A 25,553-nucleotide genomic window follows, 5' to 3' on the forward strand; every position below is an offset into this window, starting at 1 on the left:
TAGCAATATTCATTAAAATCACGGCTATGAAGATTTCAAGAACCAAATTTGTTATTCTCTTCCTCGTTATTGCGTTCGTTTTTCAATTTATCACGAACTCACTTTCTTTGTCAGAAATCCGGATGTTTCCGGCGCACGGCGAATCTTTTCTGGGAACGGGATCACAAACCGGATGGAAGAGCATAATCTCCAACATTTTACTACCTGTTAAAGCAATCTTAATAGGCCCCTTGTTGCCTTATGTCAACCTTTTGAGGCAAGAGCCGGATACACCGCCACCATTCTTTCTTATCGGGTTTGCCTTCTACTGGACAGTTCTTGCCTTAACTATTTATTATATTTTCAATAGGATAAAGCGTTCCAAAGCCGAACACAATCTTTAGCTGGGTCAAGGTTATAGCGATCTCAGCTATTCATCAGCTCCCCTCAGATCATACGATCTGAGGCTTCTTATTTTTTTACTCTTCCGGGGCCACTTTCGCTCCCGCCGGTATACCAGCCATCGACGACGGGGTTACGCCAAAGCGCTGTTTAAACGCCCTGCTAAAATGGGCAAGCGTTTCAAACCCGCTTTCAAAAGCTACATCGCTTACCGCTTTCTTACTATTAATGCTTAACAGGCTTTTGGCATAAAATAAACGCCTTTCCAGCAGCCATCTGCCCGGCGTAGTATTAAAAACAGCCTGAAAGTCGCGTTTAAATGCAGAGAGACTGCGATTACTCAACTGGGCAAATTCTTCTATCTTCAGGTTATAGCGAAAATTATCAGTCATGATCCGTTCCAGGGCCGCCGTGCCCGGCTCGTTTACCAGCGTGCAGAAATAAGATAACAACTCGGCATTAACGGGGTTATCGGCTATGGTTAAAATCAGTTCTTTAAATTTTAATTCCAGTAACGATTGTGCGGGTTCCCTTGCTTCACTGAAATAAGAAGCCATGGAATGAAAGAACCCGGCCAGTGTATCGGAGGAGTTTAACCTGATCACCTGCCGGTGGCTAGATTGTTTACCAGGCGGATTAAATTTTTTACCGAGTGTTTGGCAAATAAAATCATCCGGAATAAAAAACAGCACCAGGCAAAAGCCGATATCAAAAAACTGCTCCAGTACAAAAGCTCCTTTCCTCACAAATACACAATTGCCGGCCTCAATACTGTAAGAACCTTCAGATGTATGCCAGATCTTTTTACCCTCCACCACATAAAAAAGATAGTTGAATTGTGTCCAAAGCGTTGAGAATTTATTCTTCATCAAACGCGCTTCTGCCGGGCAACTGAATATGGTGATCAGTGAATCATTACAGCTAAATTGCCGGTGATAATTCGGATGCTGCAACACACTTTCATACAGATTTTTCATAAAACACCTAAAACCTAAATTTTATCACATTTGGACTTCAAAGTCATTTATCTGGACTTTTCAGACAAACGCCCTTTTGCTTTCAAAGCTACCTTTGACATTACTAAATGCAAATAAACAATTTGAAAATCAAATATTTAAATCACCAACATTATGAACCCCAACAAAGCACTATGGGAAAAAGGCGACTTCACACAAATTGCGGCAACTATGCGCGAAAGTGGCGAAGAGCTGGTTAGTAAATTAGGAATCACCAAAAACCTTAGGGTACTTGACCTCGGGTGCGGCGATGGCACAACCGCCATCCCGGAGGCAAGGCTCGGCGCAGATGTTTCGGGCGTTGATATAGCCGCGAACCTTGTGGCAGCAGGAAACGCGCGCACCAAGGCAGAAGGACTAACCCAATGTACATTCAGCGAAGGCGATGCCAGTGATCTGAACCAATTAAAAGATAATTCATTTGACCTTGTGGTTAGCATATTTGGCGCCATGTTCGCGCCAAAACCTTTGGATGTTGCAAAAGAAATGGTGCGCGTGGTACGTCCCGGCGGTAAAATTGTTATGGGCAACTGGATTCCCGGCGACCCTACCCTGGTAGCGCAGATACTCAAAATCAGTTCGGCTTATATGCCGCCGCCACCCGAGGGCTTTATCAGTCCGATGCTGTGGGGAGTTGAAGAAAGTGTGATAGAGCGCTTCGTTAACGCGGGCATCAGGAAGGAAAATATTTCCTTTGCTAAAGAGACTTTTACTTTCAAGGCTCCTTATAGCCCAATAAAGTTTGTTGAGGCTTTCAAAAACTATTACGGCCCTACCATGAATGCATTTGAAGCCGCCGAAAAAAACAACAAAAGCGCAGAGCTACAGCAGGAACTGGAAACACTGTTCAACAGTCAAAACAAAAGCGATACCGAAAACAGTACGTCCATAAACGCCACATACTTAAAAGTTACGGTGATTAAGTAAATCAGACAGAAGCCTTGGGTCGAAAGATCTGAGGCTTTTGTTTGATGAAATTCTGTAGTTTAGGGACGGACTACCAGCACCTACTGCAAACAAAATACCCTATCTTTAAAAATGCAGCACCAGGAATTTACCCCTCCCGAAGAGCTTAAGGATATCATAAAATGCTTTTGGTACAACACCGGCGATTTTGGCGAACAACAATCGGGTTTTGAAGTACAACCTGACGGCTACGCGGAGATCATTTTTTATTTCGGCAGCATTTTTAGTGCCTCATACAAAGGCGGCTTACAAGCATTACCATCGCCGTTTATGATGGGACTGCTCAATCAACCGGCTATTTTTTACACAAAGAACCGGTTGGAGATCATCGGCGTGCGTTTTTTTCCCTGGACGGTATTTGATCTGCTTGGCCTGCCATCCGGCAAAGGTGGGATGCATGTGTTTGAACATCCTGTCGCCCGGATTCAACCTGAGTTGAATGAGTTGATTAATACCGATAAGGTAGATGAAGCGATAACTGTAGTAAAGCAGTACTTCCTTGATGCACGTCTACAGCTTGCTGCAAACAATCTGTTATCCAAAGCCGGATCTGCCATGCGGAAGGCAAATGGCACCATGCCCGTGAGCCAGGTAGCAGAGGCGGCCCATGCCACTGTCCGTACATTGGAACGGAATTTTAAGCAATCATCCGGCCATACGGTTAAAGATGTATCTGCCCTGATCCGTTTTGAGCAGGTGCGAAACCAATTATGGCATAATCCGGATATCAATCTCGCGGGCCTGGCCCATGAGTTGGGCTATACCGATCAATCGCATTTGAGCCGCGAATTTAAACGCTACAGCGGCACCACTCCGGCGGCATTTGCCCGCAAAGCCAATAAAAGGAAACAGGCTGTAAGTGGTAATGACTTTGTCGCGTTTATACAATCCTGATCCAGCGGCATTCCACAATTTTGTGCATCAATTTATTTAAAATGAAAGCACAAGATCAATCTACATATGATGTAATCATCTCCGGAGCAGGGCCTGTAGGGCTGTTCCTCGCCTGCGAACTCGCCCTGGCCAAATGCTCAGTCCTGATACTGGAAAAGGCACAAGACCCACATACTCCTTTAAAACAATTGCCTTTCGGCATCAGGGGCCTTTCAGCGCCTACCATTGAAGCGCTTTATCGCCGCGGTTTGCTTGATCAGCTTGAGGTGCATAAACGCATTAAAAACCCTCATTTACACGCTAAAGAAGGAGCTCAACGGCAGGTAGGACATTTTGCCGGCATTCCGTTTCTGGAAGGCAACGTTGACACTTCGCAATGGCAATGCCGCCTGCCAGGCTCTCCCGCAACAAGTTTAATTTCTGAAATGCAGGAACTTGGAACGGTATTCGCCCGCCGGGCAGAATCACTCGGTGTGGAGATCAAACGCGGGCTTGCCATTACCGGCTTTCAGCAAAACGCCGATGAAGTTACTGTTGAGGCGGGCCATCAATCTTTTAAAGCCAAATGGCTTGTAGGCTGTGATGGCAGCCGGAGTGTTGTGCGCAAACTCGCCGGCTTTGAATTTGCCGGTACCGAGCCCGAATTTACCGGCTACACCACCCGGATTGATATGGCTGACCCGGAAAAACTCAAACCGGGACGGAACGTGACAGAAAGAGGCATGTACATGCAGTCGCAACCGGGTTACGTAGTGATCCAGGATTTTGATGGCGGTGTGTTTCATGGTTCAGATGAGCCAATTACGCTTGAACATATCCAGGAGGTTTTGCGCCGCGTATCAGGAACCAACGTTACCATCTCCGCCTTGCATACAGCTACCACCTGGACCGACCGCGCGCGACAAGCCACAACTTACCGCAACGGCAGGGTGCTTTTAGCCGGCGATGCAGCGCACATCCACTCGCCGCTGGGTGGGCAGGGATTAAACCTTGGCCTGGGCGATGCCATGAACCTGGGCTGGAAACTCGCCGCAACTACCCGGGAGAAAGCCCCCGAAAGTTTGTTGGATAGTTATTATAGCGAGCGATACCCAATTGGTGCACAGGTTTTAGATTGGTCGCGTGCCCAGGTAGCTATCATGAAACCTGATCCGGGTGCCCGCGCGCTGAATGCCGTTATCCGTGATTTGATCAATACGCGCGATGGTGCTACGTATTTTGCAGGCCGCGTGTGGGGCATTCACACTCATTACCAGCTTAACGGCAATCATCCGCTAACCGGTCACAGCGTTCCCAATTTTGAGTTTGAAGATGGTTCAACCATTGGCGGATTAATGCACAATGGCAAAGGCATCCTGCTTGATTTCGACGGCAATGATTCGCTTAAAACCTTTGCAACTGAATATAGCAGTCAGATCAGCTATATTTCCGGCAGCGCTAAAGAACAATTAGGCTTGAGCGCTTTGTTGATACGCCCCGACGGCATCATCGCCTGGGCTTCCGATCAAGCATCAGATTTGAATGGACTTCACGAAGCTGCCGACCGATGGTTTGTTATTAATTCAAAATCAATTTAAGCACGTTTGACAGCACGGGGTTATGGTCTTCGGCACGCCAGTTAAGATACAAATCGGTTTTAAAAGGGAGTTTGATAAACCGTAATCCCGGGCTTTCATGATACATATATGAATCGGGCAGTATCGCCACGCCAAGCCCTTTCCGCACCAGTGCTATAATGGTCGACCCAAATTCTGAATGCAGGTAAACATCGGGCACAACCTCCAGCGCCTTAAACATTTGATGAATAATGTCGCTGTAGCTGCTGCCCTCATCTTTGATTGGCAATATGAATTTTTGCTGCTGGAGCGTTTCTTTAGAAAGATCGTCAATGGTACGATATGGGTGGTTTTCAGGAACAACGATCGACAGGTTATCGGTATAAATCTTCTCCGACCGGATGCCGGGCGCGCTATTCATATCCCGGGTAATGATCAGATCAATTTTATAGTTCAGCAAAAATTCCTGCTGATTTTCATAGAGTACCTGTACCAGTTCTATCTGTAACCTGGGAAAAGCGTTAGAAATGCTCGCCATGATATCAGGAATAATTGAGGCGGATATAGAATCAGGATGCGCTATCCTTATCGTTCCTCTTTCGCCTAAATGTATTTGACGGGCAAATTGATGAATAAACTCCATTTCGTTCAGTTCCACCTCCCACTTATCCTTTAAAAACTTACCTGCCGGGGTTAGTTTAACATTTCGTTTGTTTCTTTCAAATAGCAATACCCCCAACTCACTTTCAAGCGACTGGATCTGGCGGCTCAGCGCCGATTGGGTAATATTCATTTTACCGGCCGTGTTCCAAAAATGAAGTTCTTTTGCTAATGCTAAAAAATATCTGATCTGCTGAAAATCCATTAATGCAATTTACGCATTAATGGATCAAAAAATAGCATTTTATAGCATATAATGGTATCGTAAATTTGTGCTATGGAAAATTTAGCGATTGAAAAGGTTACACAAGCCGATGTCATTCAACTTCAGCAAATAAGCGTCCATACATTCTTTGAAACTTTTTCGGCCGTTAACTCCGAAGAGGATATGAATGCCTATCTCAACGAGAGTTTTTCTGTAGAAAGATTGTCCGCCGAACTAAACAATGAGTGGTCTCAATTTTACTTCGCGGCATTAAACGGCGAAGTAATTGGCTACCTGAAGTTAAACCTGGGGCAGGCGCAAACAGAAATTAAAGACACACATGCGCTTGAAATTGAACGGATCTATGTATTGCAGGGCTTTCATGGTAAAAAAGTGGGCCAACTGCTCTATGACAAGGCCATCCAAATAGCAAACGAGATCAACGCGAAATATATATGGCTTGGGGTATGGGAAAAAAATCAAAGGGCTATCAGCTTTTATAAAAAGAATGGTTTTATAGAATTTGATCAGCATATCTTCCGGTTAGGTGCTGATGAGCAAATTGATTTAATGATGAAAAAAATGTTAACAGACTGATAAGAGATGGGTAAAAAAAATATACTGCTTGTTTTATTGATATTGGGTACCGCCTTTTGGGGGATCTCATTTTCGGTGACTAAACTGGCTATTGGCCAGGCATCCTCATCGGCGTTTTTATTTTATCGTTTTTTGGCTGCTACAACGGTGCTTTCCGTCATCTTTTGGAAACGCTTAAAAACAATCTCCTGGGGTGCTGTAAAAACAGGTTTTACTTTAGCTATTCCGCTTACTGCCGGTATCTATTTTCAAACTCTGGGTATTAAGTACAGCACAGCTTCACAATGTTCGTTTGTTGCGGGCATGTGTGTGGTAATTATCCCCCTGATGAAAATCATATTATACAGAACTGTAGCACCGGTTAAAATCTGGATCGCGGCAACTATTGCTTTAATCGGCTTATCCATCATTTCAATCAAAAAAGATTTTTCAGTCAACATTGGCGATTTGTATACCATTGCCGGGGCCGTTGCCTTTGCTGTTTACCTTATTAAGGTAGAAACACATTCCAGATCGAAAGATATAGTAAACACCATTGTACCCATGTTTGCCGCGTGCGCATTATTTACCGGTTGCATTGCTGTAACCGATGTTAATACCAACTGGCTGCCGGAAAGTAATACTTTCTGGATAGGGATTGCCTACTGTTCCCTGTTCTCTACCGCGTATATGTACACGGTGTCCAATATTGCGCAGCGCCATATCAGCGCCGAAAGGGTATCCATCATCTACCTTTTCGAACCGGTATTCGGAGCTATAGCCGCCTTTTTCATTTTGGGCGAAGGGTTTACCTGGCGTTTGCTTTTAGGCGGCAGTCTCATTTTTTTGGCAACACTTATATCCGAAGTTAAATTCTTACGAAGAGCACGGCAGTCTTAAAACTGTTTAGATCCGATCCAATAAATTACTTCATTGCCGTTGACTTTAGTCAACGGAATAATAGGAAAAACAAAGGGCTTTAGCCAAACGCAACCTGATTAATTGGGCTAAAGCCCTGCTGAGGCGCATTTCGCACCGTTGACTAAAGTCAACGGCAATGAACATAATATTTCCGATCAACTTTAGTATCAAAATCAATATTAACTCCAGTAGTATACGCGTAACATAACTGAGCCGTACAGGTAAGTAATTTGAGCCGTAGAAGAAATCGGCCGGGGGCGAACAAGCTGCATCTTTGTATTGTTAATTTATAAAACAAAACAACGATGACAACAATATCAAAAATAGCCCTCGGCAAAAACGGACCCTTAGTTTCAAAACTTGGATTAGGCTGCATGCGTATGTCCTCTGTTTGGGGAAGCCGTGCCGGCGACGAAAATGAAAGTATTGCCACCATTCAGGAGGCATTGGATAATGGCATTAATTTTCTGAACACAGGCGATTTTTATGGCGCAGGCCATAACGAATTGCTGGTAGGTAAAGCCATTAAAGGCCGCAGGGATGATGCCTTTATCAGCGTAAAATTTGGCGCGATATTTTATGGCGGCCAATGGCTTGGGCTTGACCTGCGCCCGGTAGCTATCAAAAATTTCATAAACTACTCTTTAGTGCGTTTGGGTATAGATACCATCGATCTTTATCAGCCATGCCGTTTAGATAACAGCGTTCCGGTAGAAGATGTGATAGGCACCATTGCCGACCTCATTAAAGAAGGAAAAGTGCGTCATCTTGGCGTTTCTGAAATCACATCAGAGCAATTGCGCAAGGCCAATAGTGTATATCCTGTATCAGCGTTGGAGATAGGCTATTCTTTAGCCGACAGGCAAATTGAAAGCGACTTGCTCCCAACAGCAAAAGAATTGGGAATTGGCGTTGTGGCCTTTGCCAATACAGCCGAAGGCCTGCTAACCGGTGACATGAAAGCCCCACTTCCGGCAGATAGCTATCACAACCATTTTTCACGTTTTCAGGGCGAAAACCTGGTTAAGAACCTGGAGAAAGTTGAGGTGTTAAAACAAATAGCAAAAGATAAAGGATATACGCCTACACAGGTAGCCATAGCCTGGGTAAATGCCCAGGGCAATCATATCATGCCGCTGGTAAGCATGAGCCGCCGTTCGCGCCTGCCCGAAAACATAGCAGCTATGGGCATTGAGTTTACTGCTGCTGAAATAGACACGCTTAATACAACCTTTGCGCCCGGCGCAATATTGGGCAGTACCTATTTGCAGCGATAATTGCTTGCTACCATAAGCCCTCTTCATTTTATATCTTTACGTAATGGTTAACCCAACTGAAATAATTCCGGGCGTGCTCTTTTACTCTTACCTCTCGTCAATGAGAAAGGATAAAGTAGCATTCCTGGAACATACTACCCTGGTATTGCAGGTTTCCGGTCGTTTTACGATGGAGACTGCCAGCGAGAAAATTTCGATGGAAAAAGGCGAAATGCTGCTGATTCATAGAAACCAGTTGGGCGAACTCACCAAAACACCACTTGAAGGGGAGGAATATCAAACTATTGTTATTTGTTTAAAAGAAGACCTGCTCAGGAAAATTGCGCTTGACGAACAAATAGAAATAGGGAATAAGTATGCCGGCCCGCCCAACATACTTATTCCTAAAAATGATTTCCTGCATGCTTTTTTTCAATCGGTAATCCCCTACGTTCATCATCCGAACGAACAGATCACCAATGCCATGGGCATTTTAAAAGTAAAAGAGGCTGTGTACCTTCTTATCAATACGATGCCCGAGTTAAAGAATTTTCTGTTTGATTTTTCAGAGCCGTATAAAATGGACCTGGAAAAGTTTATGCACAGCAATTTCCATTTTAACATCCCTGTCGAAAAATTCGCGAGGTTAACCGGGAGAAGTCTTGCCGGGTTTAAGCGCGATTTTCAAAAAATATTCGGTATGGCGCCCCGTCATTGGCTGCAGGAAAAGCGGCTAACAGAGGCCCGGCGTTTGATAGAAAAAAGAAACAAAAAGCCATCAGCCATATATCTCGACCTTGGCTTCGAAAGCCTTGCTCATTTTTCCTATTCCTTCAAGAAAAAATTTGGCAAGGCCCCTACAGAATGGGTATTGGAAACAGGAAGTTCCTTTTGATATCTATTGACCTATCTGTTCCGTTAATTCATCTGTTGTATATTCCATTAGCGGACTATAATTTTTAAAACGGCTAAAGTCATCATGATTTGTTTGCTTTGTTAATATCAGTTTCGACACCCCTTTTTTATCGTAGGTCCTTACCGTTAAACTATCGCACTGGTCTACGCTTGCTAACTTTCTTAAGCTGTCCGCCTCCAGTTTGAGAAAAACTGTTGCATTACAACCGGAAATAAGAAAAGCATCAATACAATTCAAGCCCTTGTTATAAAGCATGTTTGGAAAATCTTCCGAATTTTTAATATTTATCAAACCGTCATTTTTCCTGTCATAGATAAAAAGCCTCCTTACTTCGTTAACAGCTCTCGCACCAATCGCTGAAATAAAAGTCATATCATTAAATCCATCTCCATTAAAATCTGATATGTCAGTACCGCAATCCGTAAGTTTATCTTTTTTTGGAAAGTGAAATTCATTTCTGATCATCCACTTGTTTTTGTCCTTCGAGAAAAAACGGATAACCACATAATTACTATCCCCAATCGCATATCGTTCAAGCTCAAGTTTATTATTTTTTTTCCTTCCAACGTTTACACTATCAGCGAATGCCTCAATTAGTTTAGGTCTGCCAAAGGTGGCATTATGTTTCATTCGTAATTCTGGCGCATGCCGCACTTGCAAAGCAATGCTTTGATTTTTCCCTTTGCAAGCGGTAATTAACAAGGCTAACAATAAGATATACTTATTCAACACTTTTATATTTATCATCCCTAAAAGCGACTACTTTAATTCGCTAATAAATATAACTCCTATCTGAATTATTTTATCAACCCGGTCGGAAATTCACGCTAATGACACTCCCATTACCAATTATAAGCGCCTGCGTAAAAATGTATCAGTGTTCCCCACTTCTGTATAAATCGCGCGGCCCCGATCAATCTAATTTTGTCTCAACATTTAAAAACAACAAAAATGGCAAAGACAATTTTCATTACCGGCGCATCACGTGGCTTCGGTAAACTATGGGCCGAGGCATTATTGCAAAGAGGCGATAAAGTAGTAGCAACCGCCCGCGACTTAAGCTCGCTGGATGACCTGGTTAACAAATATGGCAACAATATTTTACCACTACAGTTAGACGTTAACGACCGTGCTGCTGATTTTGCAGCTATCAACAAAGCTAAAGAACATTTCGGCAGCATTGACGTGCTGATCAATAACGCCGGTTACGGTTTATTTGGCAGCATTGAGGAAACCACCGAGCAGGAAGCCCGCGAGCAGATGGAAACCAACTTCTTTGGTTTGCTATGGTTATCACAAGCCGTATTACCGGTTATGCGTCAGCAAGGTCACGGCCATATCATTCAGCTTTCAAGCGTGCTGGGGCTCATTACCCTGCCGGTGCTGGGCATATACAATGCTTCAAAATTTGCAGTGGAAGGTTTAAGCGAAACATTAGCTGCCGAAGTAAAAGGCTTTGGGATAAAAGTATCATTGATTGAACCAAATGGTTTTGCAACCGACTGGGCGGGAGCTTCTGCCGCGCAAACTGCGGCAATGCCAGAATATGACGCTGTCCGTGCTGCTTTCCAGGCTGGTTTAACCGACGAAATTTTCGGTGTACCGGAAGCAACTACCGATGCTGTACTTAAATTGATTGACAGCGATAACCCTCCATTGCGTTTATTCCTTGGTAAATACGCATACCCTTGGGTTAAACAAACTTATGAAGGTCGCGCCGCTGAATGGGATAGCTGGAATGAGGTTGCAGCAGCAGCACACGGTAAATAATATTAAATGGTATTATCCTGACATAATCTACGCCGTATTCCGGCGTAGATTTGTTTAACTTTATTCATCATGCAGCATTTTAAAAATTTGGCCGACATGCACCGCTCTAACGGTTTTCCGATGCCGGAGAACCCGCTTTTTAGCTTGTACAGGTGCACCCATACCTGCGGGTTTGGCGAGAGGGAGTTTACATCCGATTTTTATATGATCGGCTTTAAAAAACTTAAAGCTGGGCATATCATGTATGGCCGCACCAAATATGACCATGATAACGGCAGCATGATGTTTATCAAACCCCGGCAGGTAATTCAGTTTAACAGTGTTGAATATGATGAAGACGCATTTATCATGTTCATTCACGAAGATTTTCTGAACGGCCACTTTCTGCATACCGAAATAAGCAAATATGCTTTTTTCGATTACGAAGCCAACGAAGCCCTGCACCTTTCGCCCTCAGAAGAGCAGATTATGTGGGACCTTTATTACAAGATAGAAGCCGAATACCGCAATAATACCGACGAGTACAGCCGCGATATTATGCTCACCCATATTGACTCGATCCTGAAATACTCGCAACGGTTTTACAAACGCCAGTTTATTAACCGCACCGAACTTTCGGGCAAAACTGTATCGAAATTTAATGAAGTGTTGGCCGCTTATTTTAAAAATGGATTGCTGCTAACGCAGGGGCTGCCATCTGTTAACGCGTTAGCTTCGCAACTCAACCTTTCTCCGCGTTACCTGAGCGACTTGCTTAAGCAGGAAACAGGAAAAACAGCTATTGAACTGATCCATATTTACCTGGTAAACGAAGCCAAAAACCGCCTCAAAAGCGATTATCAAAGTGTTTCAGAAATAGCGTACGAGCTCGGCTTTGAGAACTTGCCATATTTTTCACGGTTGTTTAAAAAGGAAACAGGTATCAGCCCTAACCAATTTAAAAAACAGTTGGTTAATTAACGGCTTTTACTCTGCTGTTTCACAATTTTTTTTCTGTTTGGCCTTTGCTAAAAGCGGATCCGCTGAGTTTTGGGTAATTTCCTGGCAGGTTATTTTGTTTACATATCCGGCCTCCGTACTAACAACGCTTACATAATTCACTTTTCCTTCTTCAACAGTTATTGTTAACGGAGCCGATTTTTTTCCGTTTGACAGGCCGCCGCTAACTACGCTAACTGTATGCTGACCGGGAGCTATATCATGTATAGAAAAAGATTTATTTTTCATTTTGCAGACAAGTTTATCATCAACATAAAACCTGTAATTAACCGCCGATCCTGCATACCCCGTTACCCGAATCAGGTAGACCTGTCCTGTTTTAGTTTGTGAAAAACCTTTAAAGGACACAGCCAGCATAAATGTTAAAAAAGCGAAGAATTTAATAGTTTTCATAGATATAAAGTTTAAGTAGTAAGTATGTTCAATATAGCATTTTAAAACTTCAAAACCTTGTTAACTACGTTAATTGCGCATTTAGCAACGAGGTTCTGATCAGCTTAAGCGTTTCCTTTTCTGATGATGAATCTTTCTCGGCAGATAAAACAGTATACGTGATAACCGCCATCATTCGTTCGGGTTTTATCAATCGCCAGGTAATAAGCGTAATCATTGTACCATTATCGCCCGACTCTTTATAAGCAGGCCCTGCCAAAAGGTTTCCATGTACTGTGGTTGCGTAAGGCAGATCAGCGATCAGCAATTTCAAATTTTCCTCTTCAGTTATTCCCGGTGGAGGTATTGCCTCAATAATATTAAAACGCAGGGTACTATTCGATTTCGGGTCAAAACAAGCCTCCTGATCCTCGCCTTCAGATTCATACTGCCAATGCGCAGGAAGGGCAATAATCAAGTTTTTATATTGATGTATTATGAGTGGTATGTGCTTCTTTCTGAATAAATTAAACATGGCAGGGACTTTTGTTCAACATTTCAAGTTTACTAAAATAACCATTTTAAATTCTGTAGGAAATCTGTAGTTCAAAAGTCATGTTAAGTTTCCGTTAATAAGCCTTTCAGAATAAAACGAATTTGTAATTTTGGCTACAATCGTTTTCTTATGAAACTAAAATTCATCGCCGGCATTACCCTTTTAAGTGCGGCGCTACAATCGTTCGCCCAAACTCCGGGTAAAATTGAACAAACAGGACAAGTATTATTACCTAACGGATGGAAGCTTAGTCCCGCCGGGCGTTCACTGCCTCTTGGCGATCTGCCTCTTAATATGCAGCTATCGTCATCGGGCAAGTTATTGGCAGTTACCAATAACGGCCAAAGCACACAATCGGTACAGCTGATCGACCCTAAAAATGAAAAACTGCTTGATGAAGCCGTGGTAAAAAAATCATGGTATGGCCTCGCTTTCAGCCGCGACGAGAAAAAATTGTATGCGTCGGGCGGTAATGATAACTGGATCCTGGTGTTCAATATCGCAAATAATAAACTCGGAACACCTGATACCATTAAGTTAGCGCCAAATGCCTGGCCTAAAAACAAGGTATGCCCTACAGGTATGGTAACCAACAAAAGCAACAGCCGCCTGTATTCGGTTACCAAAGAAGACAGCACCCTCTATATTATCGATCCTGATAAAAAAGATATCCTTAAACAGGTAAAACTTCCGGCCGAAGCTTATAGCTGCGTTTTATCTCCGGACGAAAAAACGCTCTATATTTCTTTATGGGGTGGCGATATGCTTGGCTTTTATAACATTGCAACCCAAACTTTAAGTACTATCAAAACCAGCAGCCATCCTAATGAACTGCTTTTAGATAAAAAAGGAAAATTCCTGTACGTGGCCAATGCTAACGACAATGCGGTATCTGTAGTAAATACAACCACACATAAAATCGTCGAAACCATTGCTACAGCCCTTTACCCTACCCGCCTCACAGGTTCAACAAGTAACGGCCTGGCGCTGTCATCTAACGGGAAAACATTATACATAGCCAATGCCGATAACAACTGTCTCGCCGTATTTGATGTAACCATGCCGGGCAGCAGCAAAAGCAAGGGTTTTATCCCGGTTGGCTGGTACCCTACCAACGTAAAAATGTTAGGTGATAAAATCCTGGTGTCAAACGGTAAGGGCTTTTCATCAATGGCTAACCCCAGGGGGCCACAGCCGGTTAAAAAAACTGACAACAGCGGTTACAAACAAGGCGCAATCAATAGCCGCGAGCAGTATATCGGCGGCTTGTTTAAAGGTACCTTATCCTTTATCAATACCCCAACCGATGCCGAGCTGAAAACTTATACCAAACAGGTTTACGCCAATACGCCCTTTACCGCCAAAGTTGAAAAAACAGCCAAAGGCGAAGAAGGCAATCCAATCCCGCGCCGGGTAGGTGATAAATCGCCTATTAAATATGTGTTCTACATCATTAAAGAAAACCGTACTTACGACCAGGTTTTAGGCGATATGCCACAGGGTAACGGCGATACTTCGCTGTGTATCTTCGGTAATAAAGTAACACCTAACCATCATGCCATAGCCAACGAATTTGTGCTGCTGGATAATTTCTATGTTGATGCCGAAGTAAGTGCCGACGGCCATAACTGGAGCATGGCGGCCTATGCTACGGATTTTGTGGAAAAAACCTGGCCAACCAGCTATGGCGGTCGCGGTGGTAACTATGATTTTGAGGGCACCCGCAAAGCAGCCTATCCACGCGATGGCTTTATATGGGATTATTGCAAACGCGCGGGCGTAAGCTACCGTACTTACGGTGAGTTTGTAAGCGATGGCAACCCGGGCAAGGCAAACTTAAAATCGCTGGAAGGGCATTTTTGCCAGAAATCGCCGGGATTCGATTTAAATGTTAAAGATGTAAAACGTACCGAGATCTGGGCACATGATTTTGATTCGTTACTGACTATAAACGCTGTACCGCATTTCAATACGGTACGTATTTCAAACGATCATACCAGCGGACAGCGCAAAGGCGCGATATCTCCTATTGCGGCGGTTGCCGATAATGACCTTGCCATAGGCCAGTTTATTGAGCATTTATCGCACAGCACGATCTGGAAGGAATCGGTAGTTTTTATTTTGGAAGATGACGCTCAAAACGGCCCCGACCATATCGATGCTCACCGTTCGCCTGTGTTTGTTGCAGGGCCGTATGTAAAGCGTAACGCGGTGATTCATGGCATGTATTCAACCTCGGGCGTTTTGCGCACCATGGAGCTTATTTTAGGTCTTCCTCCAATGAGCCAGTACGATGCCGCAGCTATGCCGTTATACGATTGCTTTACCAGCAAGCCCGACTTTACACCTTATACAGCCAAAGCAGCACAGGTTGACCTTGAACAGCGCAACATAGCCGTAAACGAAAGCAGCAAACGCTCCGAGCTATTTAATTTTGCTAAAGAAGACGCGGCACCGGATATTGAGCTGAATGAGGTGGTTTGGAAGTACGTAAAAGGCGAATCATCTGTCATGCCTGCGCCAAAAAGGAGCGCCTTTGTAATTTTAGAACCTAAAAAAGAACAGGATGATGATTGATTTGTTAACTTGTGTCTGAACTCGAATTTTTAGAATTAAAGAATTTATCGAATTAAATTTAATAGCAATTGAAAATTCGTGAAATTCGAATAATTTCTTAGAATTCCGGTTCAGATAACTAATTATACTCCTATGATCACTCATTTAGAAAACGAGCACATTAAAGTAGCTATTGACACCAAAGGCGCACAGCTAAGTTCATTTATTAACAAAGCCACCGGCGTTGAGCATATGTGGCAGGCCGATGAAAAAATCTGGCCATGGCATGCACCAAACCTTTTCCCGGTGGTTGGCGGTCTCATTAATAATGAGCTTTTGGTAGGTGGTGAAAAGTATGCCATGTCGCGCCATGGGTTTGCGCGGCAGTCGGAGTTTTTTTTGTTGGAGTCGGATGAAACATCAGCAAGTTACTCGTTACCTAATTGCGAAAACACATTAAAAGTTTATCCTTTTAAATTCGACTTTCAGATCCTGTACCACCTTATTGACAATGCGCTCCGTGTTACCTATAAAGTGATCAATCTTGATAAAAAAACAATATATTTTTCGGTTGGCGGGCACCCGGCTTTTAACGTACCTTTCAACAAGGGCGAAAACTATGAAGATTACTATCTTGAGTTTGAAACCGAAGAACATTTTAATACCCACCTTTTATCAAAAGATGGCTTTTTTAATGGCATAACACATCCGGTACCTACTCCAAATAAAAAACTTTATTTAACCCGCGACTTATTTAATGACGACGCGCTGGTTTTTAAAGATGTGAAATCGCGCATGATAACTATCAAAAGTGATAAGCATGACCAAACCCTTGCTCTTGAGTTTCCGCATTTCAATTATCTTGGTTTATGGGCCAAGCCCGGGGCCGATTTTGTTTGCATAGAACCGTGGTTGGGCTGTGCCGATACCGAGGGGAAACATGTTGATATTAAAGAGAAAGAAGCCATTCAAAAATTAAGCGTAGGGCATGTGTTTGAGTCGGCCTATTTTATTTGTTTGTAAACATTGGCGTTACAAAAAATTTAGACTTGGTTAAAACATTTTTCACAGTTTTTCTCTTTCATAGAGAAATCACTTAAATATTAAAACTATGAAAACGAAAGTTTATTTATTAGCCCTCACCTTATTGCTGTCATTTACAGCCTTGAATACTTTTGCTGCCGATAGTCACGCGCTTACCCCGCTGAGCAAAGAAGAGATAGCCACCATGACAACAGAGCAAAAGCAAGCCCGTGTTGAGGAGATAAAAGCCCGGGTGAATGAAATCAAAGCGATGGATAAATCGGAGCTTAACAAAGCCGAGCGTAAGGAATTGCGTACCGAATTAAAATCTATGAAGAAAGAAGCTAACGCCCTTGGCGGTGGCGGCATTTACCTTTCAGTAGGTGCTATCATTATCATTATTTTAGTATTGATCCTGATATTATAATCGGAATAACTTGTATAACAAAAAAACGCCCCTGATTTTCGTCAGGGGCGTTTTTTTGTTGGGGTTATCTTCTGATGTTTGAATAAAACAGTTTTGTCATTTACGACGAACCGGCAGGGAGTGTGCGATGGCATGAGGAGAAATCTTATACATCATGCATGTTAGCTTACACAGCGCATAAGATTTCTCTTTCGCCCTGGTGCTTCTTCCCCTCCCCTGCTCTATCGAAATGACATTTTTTAGTATTTAATCTTAACAAAAAAGCCCCTGGATATTTCCAGGGGCCTTCAATATATCTTAGTTAATTACTTTATTATTTTTTGCTGCTATCTGCTGGTTTTGGAGCTGGTGTAGCAGATGGTGTTAACGCAGGAGTTGCTGATGGAACCGAGTTAGTTGGTTTTGAAGCTTTTTCAATTTGCTCACGCAAAGCCGGGTTATCATTATTGCTTGAAGATGAACCACCTTTTACAGCTACGTTAATAGCCAGTGACAATACCATAAGGGTTATAGCTAACACCCATGTACCTTTTTCTAAGAAATCGCCAGTTTTTTGTACACCCATTAATTGTGATGAGCTTGAAAAATTTGATGCCAAACCACCGCCTTTAGGGTTTTGGATAAGTACGATAAGCCCTAACAGAGCGCATACAATTACGGTAACAATGATTAAAACGATATACATTTCTTTATATTAATTAGTTTTCTTTTCTAACTGCTCAATTTGGCTTGCAAAGTAACGGCTTTTTTCCGGGAATTTCAACATCAATTTTTTGTAAGTTGCAATAGCCTTGTGATATAGCATCTGATCGATGTAAATCTGGGCTAAAGTTTCACTTACCAGGTCATTTCTGTCTTCCGAACTTTTCTTTGCCTTGTTCTCATTATCAATTTTCTCAATTGATGGCGGCCTTATCTGAGGCTCTTCCTTAATGAATTTCTCAATAATAAGATCTTCCTTGCTTTTTATCTCCGGAACATCAGGTTGAGGGGTTTTCTCCAGTTCTTCCAGCGATTGTGCATGGAAAATATTTTCATAATACTGATGCTGTAATGCATCGGCGGGCTGCTCGCCTTGCACAACCGGTGCTTTTGGCGGTGCACTGGTTTCGATATTATAGGGCTGATAAGTAGATGCGTATTCTTTACGGGTTTTATCTAACCACCACATAAAGGTATACGGCATTTTTTCGTCATGATATTTTGATACAACTTCCGGCTGTTCCGGAGCTTCGATCTCTGCCAGCTGCGAAACATATTCCTGGGCTGTGGCCTTCTCCTCAATGCGTGTATCAGCAACAGAGTTATCAAATAAAAAGTAATCGGTTGATGCGATATTGCCGATGATCCATTTTTCAGTTACATCGTCTTTTACCGGCCTGGTTTCATTTGGAACCGGCGGCGGCGTCAGAAGTTCAGGATCGGCAATAGCTTCATTTTTAACGCTTGGTTCCGGCTCTGCCTCAACATGGTTAACAGGCTCGTTCGCATTAGCCTGAGCGATACTTATGCTTTCAATCCCAACAATTTCATCATAAACTTCGTCATCTATATCATGTGCAGATGCAACGGCTTCCGGTTCATTTATTACCGGTGCATCGATTATCACTTCCTGTTCAGGCTCGTCGGCAATGCTGAAATCAAAACTGGTTGCTTCCTCAGTTGAACCGGATGATGCCTCTTCAGGTGTCGGCGGTAAAGCATCCTCCTGATCATCAGCCAAACCTATATTGAAATAGTTTTCGGTAACCGGAGTATTAACAGCTGGTTCAGCATTAACCAGGTTAATAATCTGCGACGCGTTTATTGGAGCAAGCCCATCGGGTTCATGAATCAGCTTATGCAGTAAAACAGGCTGATAGTAAACGGCCGCCTTCTGCACATCCTTATTCGTACCGGCATGCGCAAGCAATGCGCGCAAAATCCCGCTTTGAGGATAGGCATCAACCAACTGCTGCAGGTTATAACCATAAAAAGAACCTGTCTCGGCCGGATTGGCCAACAGTTCATCTAATATTTCGTATTGCCTGCTATTCAAATATTGATCCACGTGGTTGAAAATACAAATTGCCTACCAATTAGAAAAGGCTGCGTTAAAAATATCATCAATTAACTGCTTATTAATTTGCTGTATCAGGTTTTGTTCCTGCGAAGAAATATCCCCCCGGTAATCGGCAAACTTAGTAAAACTTTGCTCAAAACTAAGCTTTTTATCTGCCGGAGTTTTCGCGGCATCAAATGAAAATTTAACCCTGACGGTGATAGTAAGCCTGTTAGCATCAGCAATTGGAGCCACATTATTTGCAGTAGCCTGAATAGATGCGGGAGCGATAGAATAACCGGTGATAGCGCCCGACATGGTTGCATCGGCCTCGCCGCGGACTAAGCTTAGGCTGGTTTGTGTACGGACCCTGTCTTTTAACGCTTCAGTAAAGGTCTGGCTCAGGTTATTTACCACCAAAGCTGCGTTATTTTCAAAAAACTGTATATTAATGGTCTTCAAACTGGGCGGGATTGATTGATTTTTGAGGGTGTAACATGATGGGCATATAAGTACCAGCACACACACAGAAATAATTCCCAAAAGTTTTTTCATCAATTTTATAAGTTTAGCTCTTTTATTTTCCTGTATAAAGTACGCTCAGAGATCCCCAGTTCGTTAGCGGCAAGCTTGCGTTTGCCTTTATGTTTCTTCAAAGCCTTACGGATCAGGTCCGATTCTTTTTCAATCAACGACAGCGACTCTTCCACCTCTTCGGCATCGTGTGTTATATTAAAGCCGTCGATAGTATTGCTATTGTTGCTGCTGCTGTTTGTAACGGTATTAACGGGTTGTTGTAAAGTAAATTGTGGCTCGGCATTACCATGCAACTCAATATCACGATAAAGCTGATTTAAGGTCTGCGGATTATTGGCATAATGCGGCGAAACACCACCATGTTCAATAATATCGGCCACCAGTTTTTTCAACTCCACCATATCACGCTTCATATCAAACAATACTTTGTATAATATATCACGCTCAGAAAAATCTTCCTTGGGTTGATTCTCAACACGCATAGGCAGGTTACGGGCACCGGCCTCGTGTGGGATATAAGTAAGCAGTGTTTGCGCGGTAATGATCCTGTCACGCTCCAATACGGCCAACTGTTCAGCCATATTTTTTAATTGTCTTACGTTACCTGGCCACGAATAGTTTGATAATACCTGCTGCGCCTCGTCATCCAGCTGAATTGGCGGCGTACGGTATTTATCGGTAAAATCGGCGGTAAACTTGCGGAACAGTAAAAAGATATCTTCCTTCCTGTCGCGCAATGGTGGTATTTTTAATGGTACTGTATTTAATCGATAGTAAAGGTCTTCACGAAATTTTCCATTCTTTACCGCCTCGTATACGTCAACGTTAGTTGCTGCAATAACGCGCACGTTAGTTTTTTCAACCTTTGACGAACCTACTTTAATATACTGCCCCGATTCAAGCACCCTTAACAAACGGGCCTGCGTACCCAGCGGCATTTCGGCAATCTCATCCAAAAATATGGTACCACCATTTACGGTTTCAAAATAACCTTTACGTTCGCCAACAGCGCCCGTGTAAGCACCCTTTTCGTGACCGAAAAGTTCTGAATCAATAGTACCTTCTGGTATAGCGCCACAGTTAACCGCGATGAAAGGCCCATGCTTACGCGGGCTCATCTGGTGAATGATGTGCGAAAAAACCTCTTTACCGCTACCACTCTCCCCGGTAATCAACACCGAAATATCTGTAGGCGAAACCTGGTTTGCTATAGTTATAGCCCGGTTAAGCAATGGCGAGTTGCCAATGATCCCGAAGCGTTGTTTAATTTCCTGTACTTCCATTGTTTTGTTAGTGAGTGGTTGATTGGGTTTATTAAGTGAATGGTTAATCACCTAACAACTACTCACTCAATCAACCTAATAAACTCAATCAACCACTTTACCGATCAACGTAGCCGTTGTGCTGCGCTCGATAAGTACGTTTACGTATTGACCCGGCTTGTAATTTTCGCCAACCGGGAAAATTACCATCGCGTTTTGATCGCTGCGGCCGCAATAGTCTTTGTCTGATTTTTTGGAGAAGCCTTCTATCAGCACACGCTCTACCCTGCCTATGCGGGCTTGCATCCTGTAAAATGAATACTCCTGCTGTTTGGCTACTATTTCGGTTAAGCGTTTTTGTTTTACCTCTTCCGGGATATCATCAGCATAGCGTTTTGCAGCTAAAGTACCTGGCCTTTCACTGTATTTAAACATGTAGGCAAAATCGTACTTCACATAATCCATCATGCTAACGGTATCCTTGTGCTCATCGTCAGTCTCACTGCAAAAACCGGTAATAACATCGGTTGATATCGCGCAATCAGGAATGATGCTGCGGATAGCGTCTATCCTGTTGATATACCATTCACGGTCATAAGTACGGTTCATCAGATCAAGGATGCGGCTATTGCCCGATTGTACCGGCAGGTGGATATAATTACAGATATTATCGTATTTATTAATGGTATAAAGCACATCATCGGTAATATCCTTTGGATGCGAAGTTGAAAACCTAACCCTCAGATCAGGATTTATCAGCGCTACCATCTCCAGCAGGTTAGCAAAGTTTGTAGTTATAACTTCTTCTCCGGTGGTTGAATATTTATATGAATCTACGTTCTGGCCTAACAAGGTAACCTCACGGTAGCCCCTGTCAAACAGATCGCGGCATTCGGCTACTATCGATAATGGATCGCGGCTGCGTTCGCGGCCACGGGTAAATGGCACCACGCAAAACGAACACATGTTATCGCATCCGCGCATAATGGATACAAAGGCATTGATGCCATTGCTGTTTAAACGCACCGGACTGATATCGGCATAAGTTTCCTCACGTGATAACAATACGTTAACCGCTTTTTGGCCATCATCAACCTGGTCAATCAGGTTTGGCAAATCGCGGTAAGCATCCGGACCAACAACAACGTCAACTAATTTTTCTTCTTCCAGGAATTTTGATTTCAAACGTTCGGCCATGCAGCCCAATACGCCTACCACCAATCCCGGATTTTTTACTTTGGCAACAGTGAATTCTTTTAAACGGTTGCGCACACGTTGTTCGGCGTTTTCGCGGATAGAACAGGTATTGATGAAAATAACATCAGCAACGCTATAGTCGGATGTAGTTTCAAAACCACGCTCGGCTAAAATAGAAGCTACAATCTCACTATCAGAAAAGTTCATGGCACAGCCATAGCTTTCGATATAAAGCTTACGGCCATTATTTTTAGCTGCTTCGGCTTTTAACATTAACGCCTCACCCTGCCTGCTCTCATCATGTGTTTTATCCGGAATAAGCAAATCCATCATTTATATAAAAAATTAGTTTGCAAAAATAAACAAAATTTAAATACCTAAATGACATATTGTCAGTATTAAATAAAATCAATGTTTACTTTACAAAAAACGGGTAATACGCTTGTATTACCCGTTCATTAAATTCGGTTTCAGTTAAGCTTACTGTGTTAAAGCTACGGTATTGGTGTTATTGATTTGCCATATAGCCGCACCCGGCGTAGGGAAGCTAACACCTTTGGTACTACCTTTAACACCATTATCCTGGCCAAAATAATACAGCGGATGCCCTTTGTATACCAGTTGTGTTTGCCCAAATACGGTAATTACATCAAAATCGGCCTTGTTTAAAATAGATGGAACGTTTTGAACGGCCGTTGCCCCATCAATTGGCCAGTTTGCATCATGCGCCGCAACGCCGGTGCTAAACTTGTTTGTTTTAAAAGCATCTTTTGTAAACAGGTACAAGGTACGTCCGTTAGGATCAGTAATGTACTGCGAGTTTTCGGTACCGGCTACGCCTTTACTGGTGTATTGGTTTCCGTCGTTGCCTATCAACTGCGCGTATGAAACCATTACGCTATAATCAGCTTTAGCAATAAACCATGTTTTGCCTACACCATCGCCGTTAACATCAGTAGTCGCAACGTCTTTTGAATAGTAATACAAGGGCCAGCCTTTATAAGTGGTTTGTTTGCTTCCATCAGCATTGGTAATAACACCAAAATCGGTGGCGGCCAGGCCGGTGCCTATTGATGGATTTTCTTTGTAAAAGGCGGGCCAAACCACAGCACAGCCGCCGGTACAGGTCGAAACGTTAGCAGCATCGTCAGAAAAAAAGTAAAGCGCGCGGCCATTGTTGTCTGTAATAATGCTACCAAAAGTGTTGTTTGAAGTAAGCTGCACACCGGTAACAACCGTAGACTTGGTTGGGTTGTTGTCGTGATTTTTTTTACATGATGCCGCTAATAAAGTTAAGGCAATTGAGCGCGTCAGGGCTAAGTACATTTTTGTTTTCATCGGGAGTCCTAATTAGATGTTAATAATGGTTATTGTTTAGATATAACGCCATGAAATTCCCGGGGGTTGCTTCGTGGTTAAGCAAAACCACAACATTAGTTAACCTCGTAGCTATAAACCATATTGAAACGATTCCTGACGAACAATGAATTAAGTATGAGTTTTAACAAAAAATAACCTATCCATCCACCAACACTATAACAAAAGTTACTAACTTGCTGTTAAAGCATTAAGACACAAGTAAAATTAATAACCGGTAAATGGCGTTAAATTTTTTAAAGCACAAGTGGCAAAAAAGGACATTTAAATTTGTGCTGATACCGGTAATCGTGATATTGCTGCTGGCCGTAGTTGTAAACAGGTATTGGTCGCCCATATTGGCCGGCAAAGTAAAGGATGTTGTATTAAGCAGCAGCGACAGCCTTTATAAAGCCGATTTTTCGGATGCGGAATTGCATATCCTGCAAGGAAAAATCATTATATACAATATAACGCTGAAGCCCGACACCGCCGTTTACAATCAAAAAAAACGCTTGCGCCTCGCGCCTAATACACTGGTTGAACTTAAGGTAAAACGCCTTGTGCTTAATCACGTTCATCCTTTCAGCCTGTATTTTCAGAAAAAATTAAATATTGGCCAGATCATCTTGAACGAGCCACAATTAAATGTAAGCTACCAGTTAAACCATACTAAAGATACTGTTGTTAAAGACCGCCGTACTGCCTGGCAGCGCATCTCCAAAAGCCTAAAATGTATCCAAATCGGTGCTATTTTACTTAACGATGTTAACTTAAAATATGAAGATTATTCGGGCAATAAAGTAGCCATTTCCAGGCTGAAGGAGCTGAATTTTAGCGCTACCGATTTACTGATAGATTCGACTACACAGTACGATAAATCGCGTTTACTTTACTGTAAGGATATTATAACCGAAGTAAATAATTATACCGGAGAAACGCCGAGCGGTTTATATACCTATAAGATCAGGCATCTTAAACTTTCAACGCTTACTTCAAAGCTTAACATCGAAGGGCTTGCCATGCAGCCGGCCAAATCAGATGTATTCTTCGGCAAGAGCCAAAAAGATCGTCTGGGCTTACTGGCTGATTCTGTACAGCTCAACAACTTTGATTACTTAAATTATCATAAGTACCGTACTGTTTCTGCCTCAAGTTTAACCCTGGCCAATGGCAAAGTAACTGCTTTCACAAACCCGGGTAAAAAGCCCGATTCATTGACGGATAAGGTTAAAACTTTTCCTAATATGATGATCAGGAAACTAAATCTTGATCTGCGGATCGACACCCTGAAAATCCGCCACATGGATGTGATCTATAACGAGTTTAATAAAAAGTCGCAGAAAACAGGTACAGTTGCATTTAACAATACCAGCGGCAATATTTATAATATTACCAATAACCCATCGGCCATAGCCAAAAACAACGTTACCACTATTGATCTGACAACGTATTTCATGAACCGCGGCCGGCTCGATGTTCAAATGAAATTTAATTTAACTGATGATGATGCCGCCTTCAGCTACAAAGGAACATTGGGCCCCATGGAATTTAGCCGATTAAACCCAGCTACAATGCCTTTGGCCATGGTAAAAATGACCTCGGGTAGCGTTAAAAAATTCAGTTTTGATATCCAGGCCAACAGCAAGGTATTTAAGGGCAAAGTTGATTTTTTATATAACGATTTAAAGGTGGTTTTGCTAAAGCCCGACACAGCTAACGACCGCTTCAAAAGAAAATCGATCATGTCGATATTTGCCAACCTGTTTGTGATCAGGCGCAGCAATCCGGATGATAAGGGCAAGCTTACTTCGGCATTAGTAATTTACAAACGCCCTAAAGATTCGCCGTTCTTTAAAACCATCTGGAAAACCCTGCTTACCGGCATAAAGCCATGCATCGGCCTTGATGAGGAAAAACAAAAAGCTACTAAAGACCGCATCGACGAGCATAATAAAAACAAAGAGGAGCGCTTAAAGAATAAAGCAGAACGCCAGAAAAGAAAAGCAGAGCGGAAGAAATTGATGGATCAGGGGAAATTTTGATTTGAAAAACATCTCTTAAAAGATCATAAACAGCGTCATTGCGAGGCACGAAGCAATCGCGAACT

The 25,553-nt window shown here is 42.8% G+C and carries 24 protein-coding genes; 13 read left to right on the plus strand and 11 right to left on the minus strand.

Annotated features, from left to right (window positions below):
- Positions 1-458: 458 nt before the first annotated feature.
- A complete protein-coding gene (locus DUL71_RS30110) occupies positions 459-1,358 on the minus strand; it encodes a helix-turn-helix domain-containing protein (protein ID WP_114941534.1) in 900 nt (299 codons plus the stop codon).
- A gap of 153 nt (positions 1,359-1,511) precedes the next feature.
- On the opposite strand from DUL71_RS30110, the gene DUL71_RS30115 reads away from it, so the two are divergent.
- The 3 genes from DUL71_RS30115 (at position 1,512) to DUL71_RS30125 (ending at position 4,834) form a co-directional block, all read left to right on the plus strand.
- Positions 1,512-2,324, plus strand: a complete 813-nt coding sequence (locus DUL71_RS30115; protein WP_208645699.1) for a class I SAM-dependent methyltransferase — start codon at positions 1,512-1,514, stop codon at positions 2,322-2,324.
- Positions 2,325-2,435: 111 nt separating this feature from the next.
- Positions 2,436-3,257: a helix-turn-helix domain-containing protein gene (locus tag DUL71_RS30120; RefSeq protein WP_114941536.1), complete on the plus strand. Its 822-nt coding sequence runs from the start codon at positions 2,436-2,438 to the stop codon at positions 3,255-3,257.
- Positions 3,258-3,298: 41 nt separating this feature from the next.
- Positions 3,299-4,834, plus strand: coding sequence for an FAD-dependent monooxygenase (locus tag DUL71_RS30125; RefSeq protein WP_114941537.1), 1,536 nt, complete (start codon positions 3,299-3,301; stop codon positions 4,832-4,834).
- Here the strand turns inward: DUL71_RS30125 and DUL71_RS30130 are convergent.
- Entirely contained in the window at positions 4,815-5,678 is an 864-nt protein-coding gene (locus tag DUL71_RS30130; RefSeq protein WP_114941538.1) for a LysR family transcriptional regulator, read from the minus strand. The two genes, DUL71_RS30125 and DUL71_RS30130, sit on opposite strands and share 20 nt — an antisense overlap.
- Before the next feature lie 72 nt (positions 5,679-5,750).
- On the opposite strand from DUL71_RS30130, the gene DUL71_RS30135 reads away from it, so the two are divergent.
- From DUL71_RS30135 to DUL71_RS30150, 4 genes are all read left to right on the plus strand, one after another.
- Positions 5,751-6,275 carry a GNAT family N-acetyltransferase gene (locus DUL71_RS30135; protein WP_114941539.1) on the plus strand — a complete coding sequence of 175 codons (525 nt, stop codon included), beginning with the start codon at positions 5,751-5,753 and terminating at the stop codon, positions 6,273-6,275.
- A 6-nt stretch (positions 6,276-6,281) separates the two neighbouring features.
- A complete protein-coding gene (locus DUL71_RS30140) occupies positions 6,282-7,154 on the plus strand; it encodes a DMT family transporter (RefSeq protein WP_114941540.1) in 873 nt (290 codons plus the stop codon).
- A gap of 326 nt (positions 7,155-7,480) precedes the next feature.
- Entirely contained in the window at positions 7,481-8,452 is a 972-nt protein-coding gene (locus tag DUL71_RS30145) for an aldo/keto reductase (protein ID WP_114941541.1), read from the plus strand.
- Positions 8,453-8,552: 100 nt separating this feature from the next.
- Positions 8,553-9,326, plus strand: a complete 774-nt coding sequence (locus DUL71_RS30150; RefSeq protein ID WP_244228883.1) for a helix-turn-helix domain-containing protein — start codon at positions 8,553-8,555, stop codon at positions 9,324-9,326.
- A gap of 3 nt (positions 9,327-9,329) precedes the next feature.
- Here the strand turns inward: DUL71_RS30150 and DUL71_RS30155 are convergent, their stop codons facing one another.
- Positions 9,330-10,094, minus strand: coding sequence for a hypothetical protein (locus DUL71_RS30155; protein ID WP_114941543.1), 765 nt, complete (start codon positions 10,092-10,094; stop codon positions 9,330-9,332).
- A gap of 204 nt (positions 10,095-10,298) precedes the next feature.
- On the opposite strand from DUL71_RS30155, the gene DUL71_RS30160 reads away from it, so the two are divergent.
- The gene (locus tag DUL71_RS30160; RefSeq protein WP_114941544.1) at positions 10,299-11,117 is read left to right on the plus strand and encodes an SDR family NAD(P)-dependent oxidoreductase; all 819 of its coding nucleotides are present in this window, start codon (positions 10,299-10,301) and stop codon (positions 11,115-11,117) included.
- Between the two features lie 69 nt (positions 11,118-11,186).
- The gene (locus tag DUL71_RS30165) at positions 11,187-12,077 is read left to right on the plus strand and encodes a helix-turn-helix domain-containing protein (RefSeq protein ID WP_114941545.1); all 891 of its coding nucleotides are present in this window, start codon (positions 11,187-11,189) and stop codon (positions 12,075-12,077) included.
- Between the two features lie 6 nt (positions 12,078-12,083).
- On the opposite strand, the gene DUL71_RS30170 is transcribed toward DUL71_RS30165, so the two are convergent.
- Positions 12,084-12,509: a DUF2846 domain-containing protein gene (locus tag DUL71_RS30170; RefSeq protein ID WP_114941546.1), complete on the minus strand. Its 426-nt coding sequence runs from the start codon at positions 12,507-12,509 to the stop codon at positions 12,084-12,086.
- A 64-nt stretch (positions 12,510-12,573) separates the two neighbouring features.
- Positions 12,574-12,966: a hypothetical protein gene (locus DUL71_RS30175; protein WP_154402526.1), complete on the minus strand. Its 393-nt coding sequence runs from the start codon at positions 12,964-12,966 to the stop codon at positions 12,574-12,576.
- A gap of 207 nt (positions 12,967-13,173) precedes the next feature.
- On the opposite strand from DUL71_RS30175, the gene DUL71_RS30180 reads away from it, so the two are divergent.
- From DUL71_RS30180 to DUL71_RS30190, 3 genes are all read left to right on the plus strand, one after another.
- Positions 13,174-15,621 (plus strand): bifunctional YncE family protein/alkaline phosphatase family protein, encoded by a 2,448-nt coding sequence (locus DUL71_RS30180; protein ID WP_114941548.1) that lies wholly within the window; start codon positions 13,174-13,176, stop codon positions 15,619-15,621.
- A 132-nt stretch (positions 15,622-15,753) separates the two neighbouring features.
- On the plus strand, positions 15,754-16,623 hold the full coding sequence (locus DUL71_RS30185; protein ID WP_244228884.1) for an aldose 1-epimerase family protein: 870 nt from the start codon (positions 15,754-15,756) through the stop codon (positions 16,621-16,623).
- Between the two features lie 88 nt (positions 16,624-16,711).
- Positions 16,712-17,050: a hypothetical protein gene (locus tag DUL71_RS30190; protein WP_114941549.1), complete on the plus strand. Its 339-nt coding sequence runs from the start codon at positions 16,712-16,714 to the stop codon at positions 17,048-17,050.
- Positions 17,051-17,363: 313 nt separating this feature from the next.
- Here DUL71_RS30190 and secG read toward each other — a convergent pair whose 3' ends face one another.
- The 6 genes from secG to DUL71_RS30220 form a co-directional block, all read right to left on the minus strand.
- Positions 17,364-17,735, minus strand: coding sequence for a preprotein translocase subunit SecG (gene secG, locus DUL71_RS30195; RefSeq protein WP_112575617.1), 372 nt, complete (start codon positions 17,733-17,735; stop codon positions 17,364-17,366).
- 9 nt (positions 17,736-17,744) lie between these two features.
- A complete protein-coding gene (locus DUL71_RS30200; RefSeq protein ID WP_114941550.1) occupies positions 17,745-19,100 on the minus strand; it encodes a hypothetical protein in 1,356 nt (451 codons plus the stop codon).
- Between the two features lie 21 nt (positions 19,101-19,121).
- The gene (locus DUL71_RS30205; protein ID WP_112575619.1) at positions 19,122-19,646 is read right to left on the minus strand and encodes an LptE family protein; all 525 of its coding nucleotides are present in this window, start codon (positions 19,644-19,646) and stop codon (positions 19,122-19,124) included.
- A gap of 5 nt (positions 19,647-19,651) precedes the next feature.
- Positions 19,652-20,911, minus strand: a complete 1,260-nt coding sequence (locus DUL71_RS30210) for a sigma-54 interaction domain-containing protein (protein WP_114941551.1) — start codon at positions 20,909-20,911, stop codon at positions 19,652-19,654.
- Between the two features lie 84 nt (positions 20,912-20,995).
- Positions 20,996-22,420, minus strand: coding sequence for a tRNA (N6-isopentenyl adenosine(37)-C2)-methylthiotransferase MiaB (gene miaB, locus DUL71_RS30215; RefSeq protein ID WP_114941552.1), 1,425 nt, complete (start codon positions 22,418-22,420; stop codon positions 20,996-20,998).
- 147 nt (positions 22,421-22,567) lie between these two features.
- On the minus strand, positions 22,568-23,413 hold the full coding sequence (locus DUL71_RS30220) for a hypothetical protein (protein WP_208645700.1): 846 nt from the start codon (positions 23,411-23,413) through the stop codon (positions 22,568-22,570).
- A 272-nt stretch (positions 23,414-23,685) separates the two neighbouring features.
- Between DUL71_RS30220 and DUL71_RS30225 the strand changes: the two genes are divergently transcribed.
- Entirely contained in the window at positions 23,686-25,488 is a 1,803-nt protein-coding gene (locus DUL71_RS30225) for a hypothetical protein (RefSeq protein ID WP_114941554.1), read from the plus strand.
- Positions 25,489-25,553 lie beyond the last annotated feature (65 nt).

This window comes from Mucilaginibacter endophyticus (assembly GCF_003351025.1).
Classification (GTDB): Bacteria; Bacteroidota; Bacteroidia; order Sphingobacteriales; family Sphingobacteriaceae; genus Mucilaginibacter; species Mucilaginibacter endophyticus.

What these genes read in the sequence shown, in the direction of transcription:
- DUL71_RS30110 (WP_114941534.1), bottom strand. Translation starts at nt 1,358, where the DNA reads ATGAAAAATCTGTATGAAAGTGTGTTGCAGCATCCGAATTATCACCGG.
- DUL71_RS30115 (WP_208645699.1), top strand. Translation starts at nt 1,512, where the DNA reads ATGAACCCCAACAAAGCACTATGGGAAAAAGGCGACTTCACACAAATT.
- DUL71_RS30120 (WP_114941536.1), top strand. Translation starts at nt 2,436, where the DNA reads ATGCAGCACCAGGAATTTACCCCTCCCGAAGAGCTTAAGGATATCATA.
- DUL71_RS30125 (WP_114941537.1), top strand. Translation starts at nt 3,299, where the DNA reads ATGAAAGCACAAGATCAATCTACATATGATGTAATCATCTCCGGAGCA.
- DUL71_RS30130 (WP_114941538.1), bottom strand. Translation starts at nt 5,678, where the DNA reads ATGGATTTTCAGCAGATCAGATATTTTTTAGCATTAGCAAAAGAACTT.
- DUL71_RS30135 (WP_114941539.1), top strand. Translation starts at nt 5,751, where the DNA reads ATGGAAAATTTAGCGATTGAAAAGGTTACACAAGCCGATGTCATTCAA.
- DUL71_RS30140 (WP_114941540.1), top strand. Translation starts at nt 6,282, where the DNA reads ATGGGTAAAAAAAATATACTGCTTGTTTTATTGATATTGGGTACCGCC.
- DUL71_RS30145 (WP_114941541.1), top strand. Translation starts at nt 7,481, where the DNA reads ATGACAACAATATCAAAAATAGCCCTCGGCAAAAACGGACCCTTAGTT.
- DUL71_RS30150 (WP_244228883.1), top strand. Translation starts at nt 8,553, where the DNA reads ATGAGAAAGGATAAAGTAGCATTCCTGGAACATACTACCCTGGTATTG.
- DUL71_RS30155 (WP_114941543.1), bottom strand. Translation starts at nt 10,094, where the DNA reads ATGATAAATATAAAAGTGTTGAATAAGTATATCTTATTGTTAGCCTTG.
- DUL71_RS30160 (WP_114941544.1), top strand. Translation starts at nt 10,299, where the DNA reads ATGGCAAAGACAATTTTCATTACCGGCGCATCACGTGGCTTCGGTAAA.
- DUL71_RS30165 (WP_114941545.1), top strand. Translation starts at nt 11,187, where the DNA reads ATGCAGCATTTTAAAAATTTGGCCGACATGCACCGCTCTAACGGTTTT.
- DUL71_RS30170 (WP_114941546.1), bottom strand. Translation starts at nt 12,509, where the DNA reads ATGAAAACTATTAAATTCTTCGCTTTTTTAACATTTATGCTGGCTGTG.
- DUL71_RS30180 (WP_114941548.1), top strand. Translation starts at nt 13,174, where the DNA reads ATGAAACTAAAATTCATCGCCGGCATTACCCTTTTAAGTGCGGCGCTA.
- DUL71_RS30185 (WP_244228884.1), top strand. Translation starts at nt 15,754, where the DNA reads ATGATCACTCATTTAGAAAACGAGCACATTAAAGTAGCTATTGACACC.
- DUL71_RS30190 (WP_114941549.1), top strand. Translation starts at nt 16,712, where the DNA reads ATGAAAACGAAAGTTTATTTATTAGCCCTCACCTTATTGCTGTCATTT.
- secG (WP_112575617.1), bottom strand. Translation starts at nt 17,735, where the DNA reads ATGTATATCGTTTTAATCATTGTTACCGTAATTGTATGCGCTCTGTTA.
- DUL71_RS30205 (WP_112575619.1), bottom strand. Translation starts at nt 19,646, where the DNA reads ATGAAAAAACTTTTGGGAATTATTTCTGTGTGTGTGCTGGTACTTATA.
- DUL71_RS30210 (WP_114941551.1), bottom strand. Translation starts at nt 20,911, where the DNA reads ATGGAAGTACAGGAAATTAAACAACGCTTCGGGATCATTGGCAACTCG.
- miaB (WP_114941552.1), bottom strand. Translation starts at nt 22,420, where the DNA reads ATGATGGATTTGCTTATTCCGGATAAAACACATGATGAGAGCAGGCAG.
- DUL71_RS30220 (WP_208645700.1), bottom strand. Translation starts at nt 23,413, where the DNA reads ATGTACTTAGCCCTGACGCGCTCAATTGCCTTAACTTTATTAGCGGCA.
- DUL71_RS30225 (WP_114941554.1), top strand. Translation starts at nt 23,686, where the DNA reads ATGGCGTTAAATTTTTTAAAGCACAAGTGGCAAAAAAGGACATTTAAA.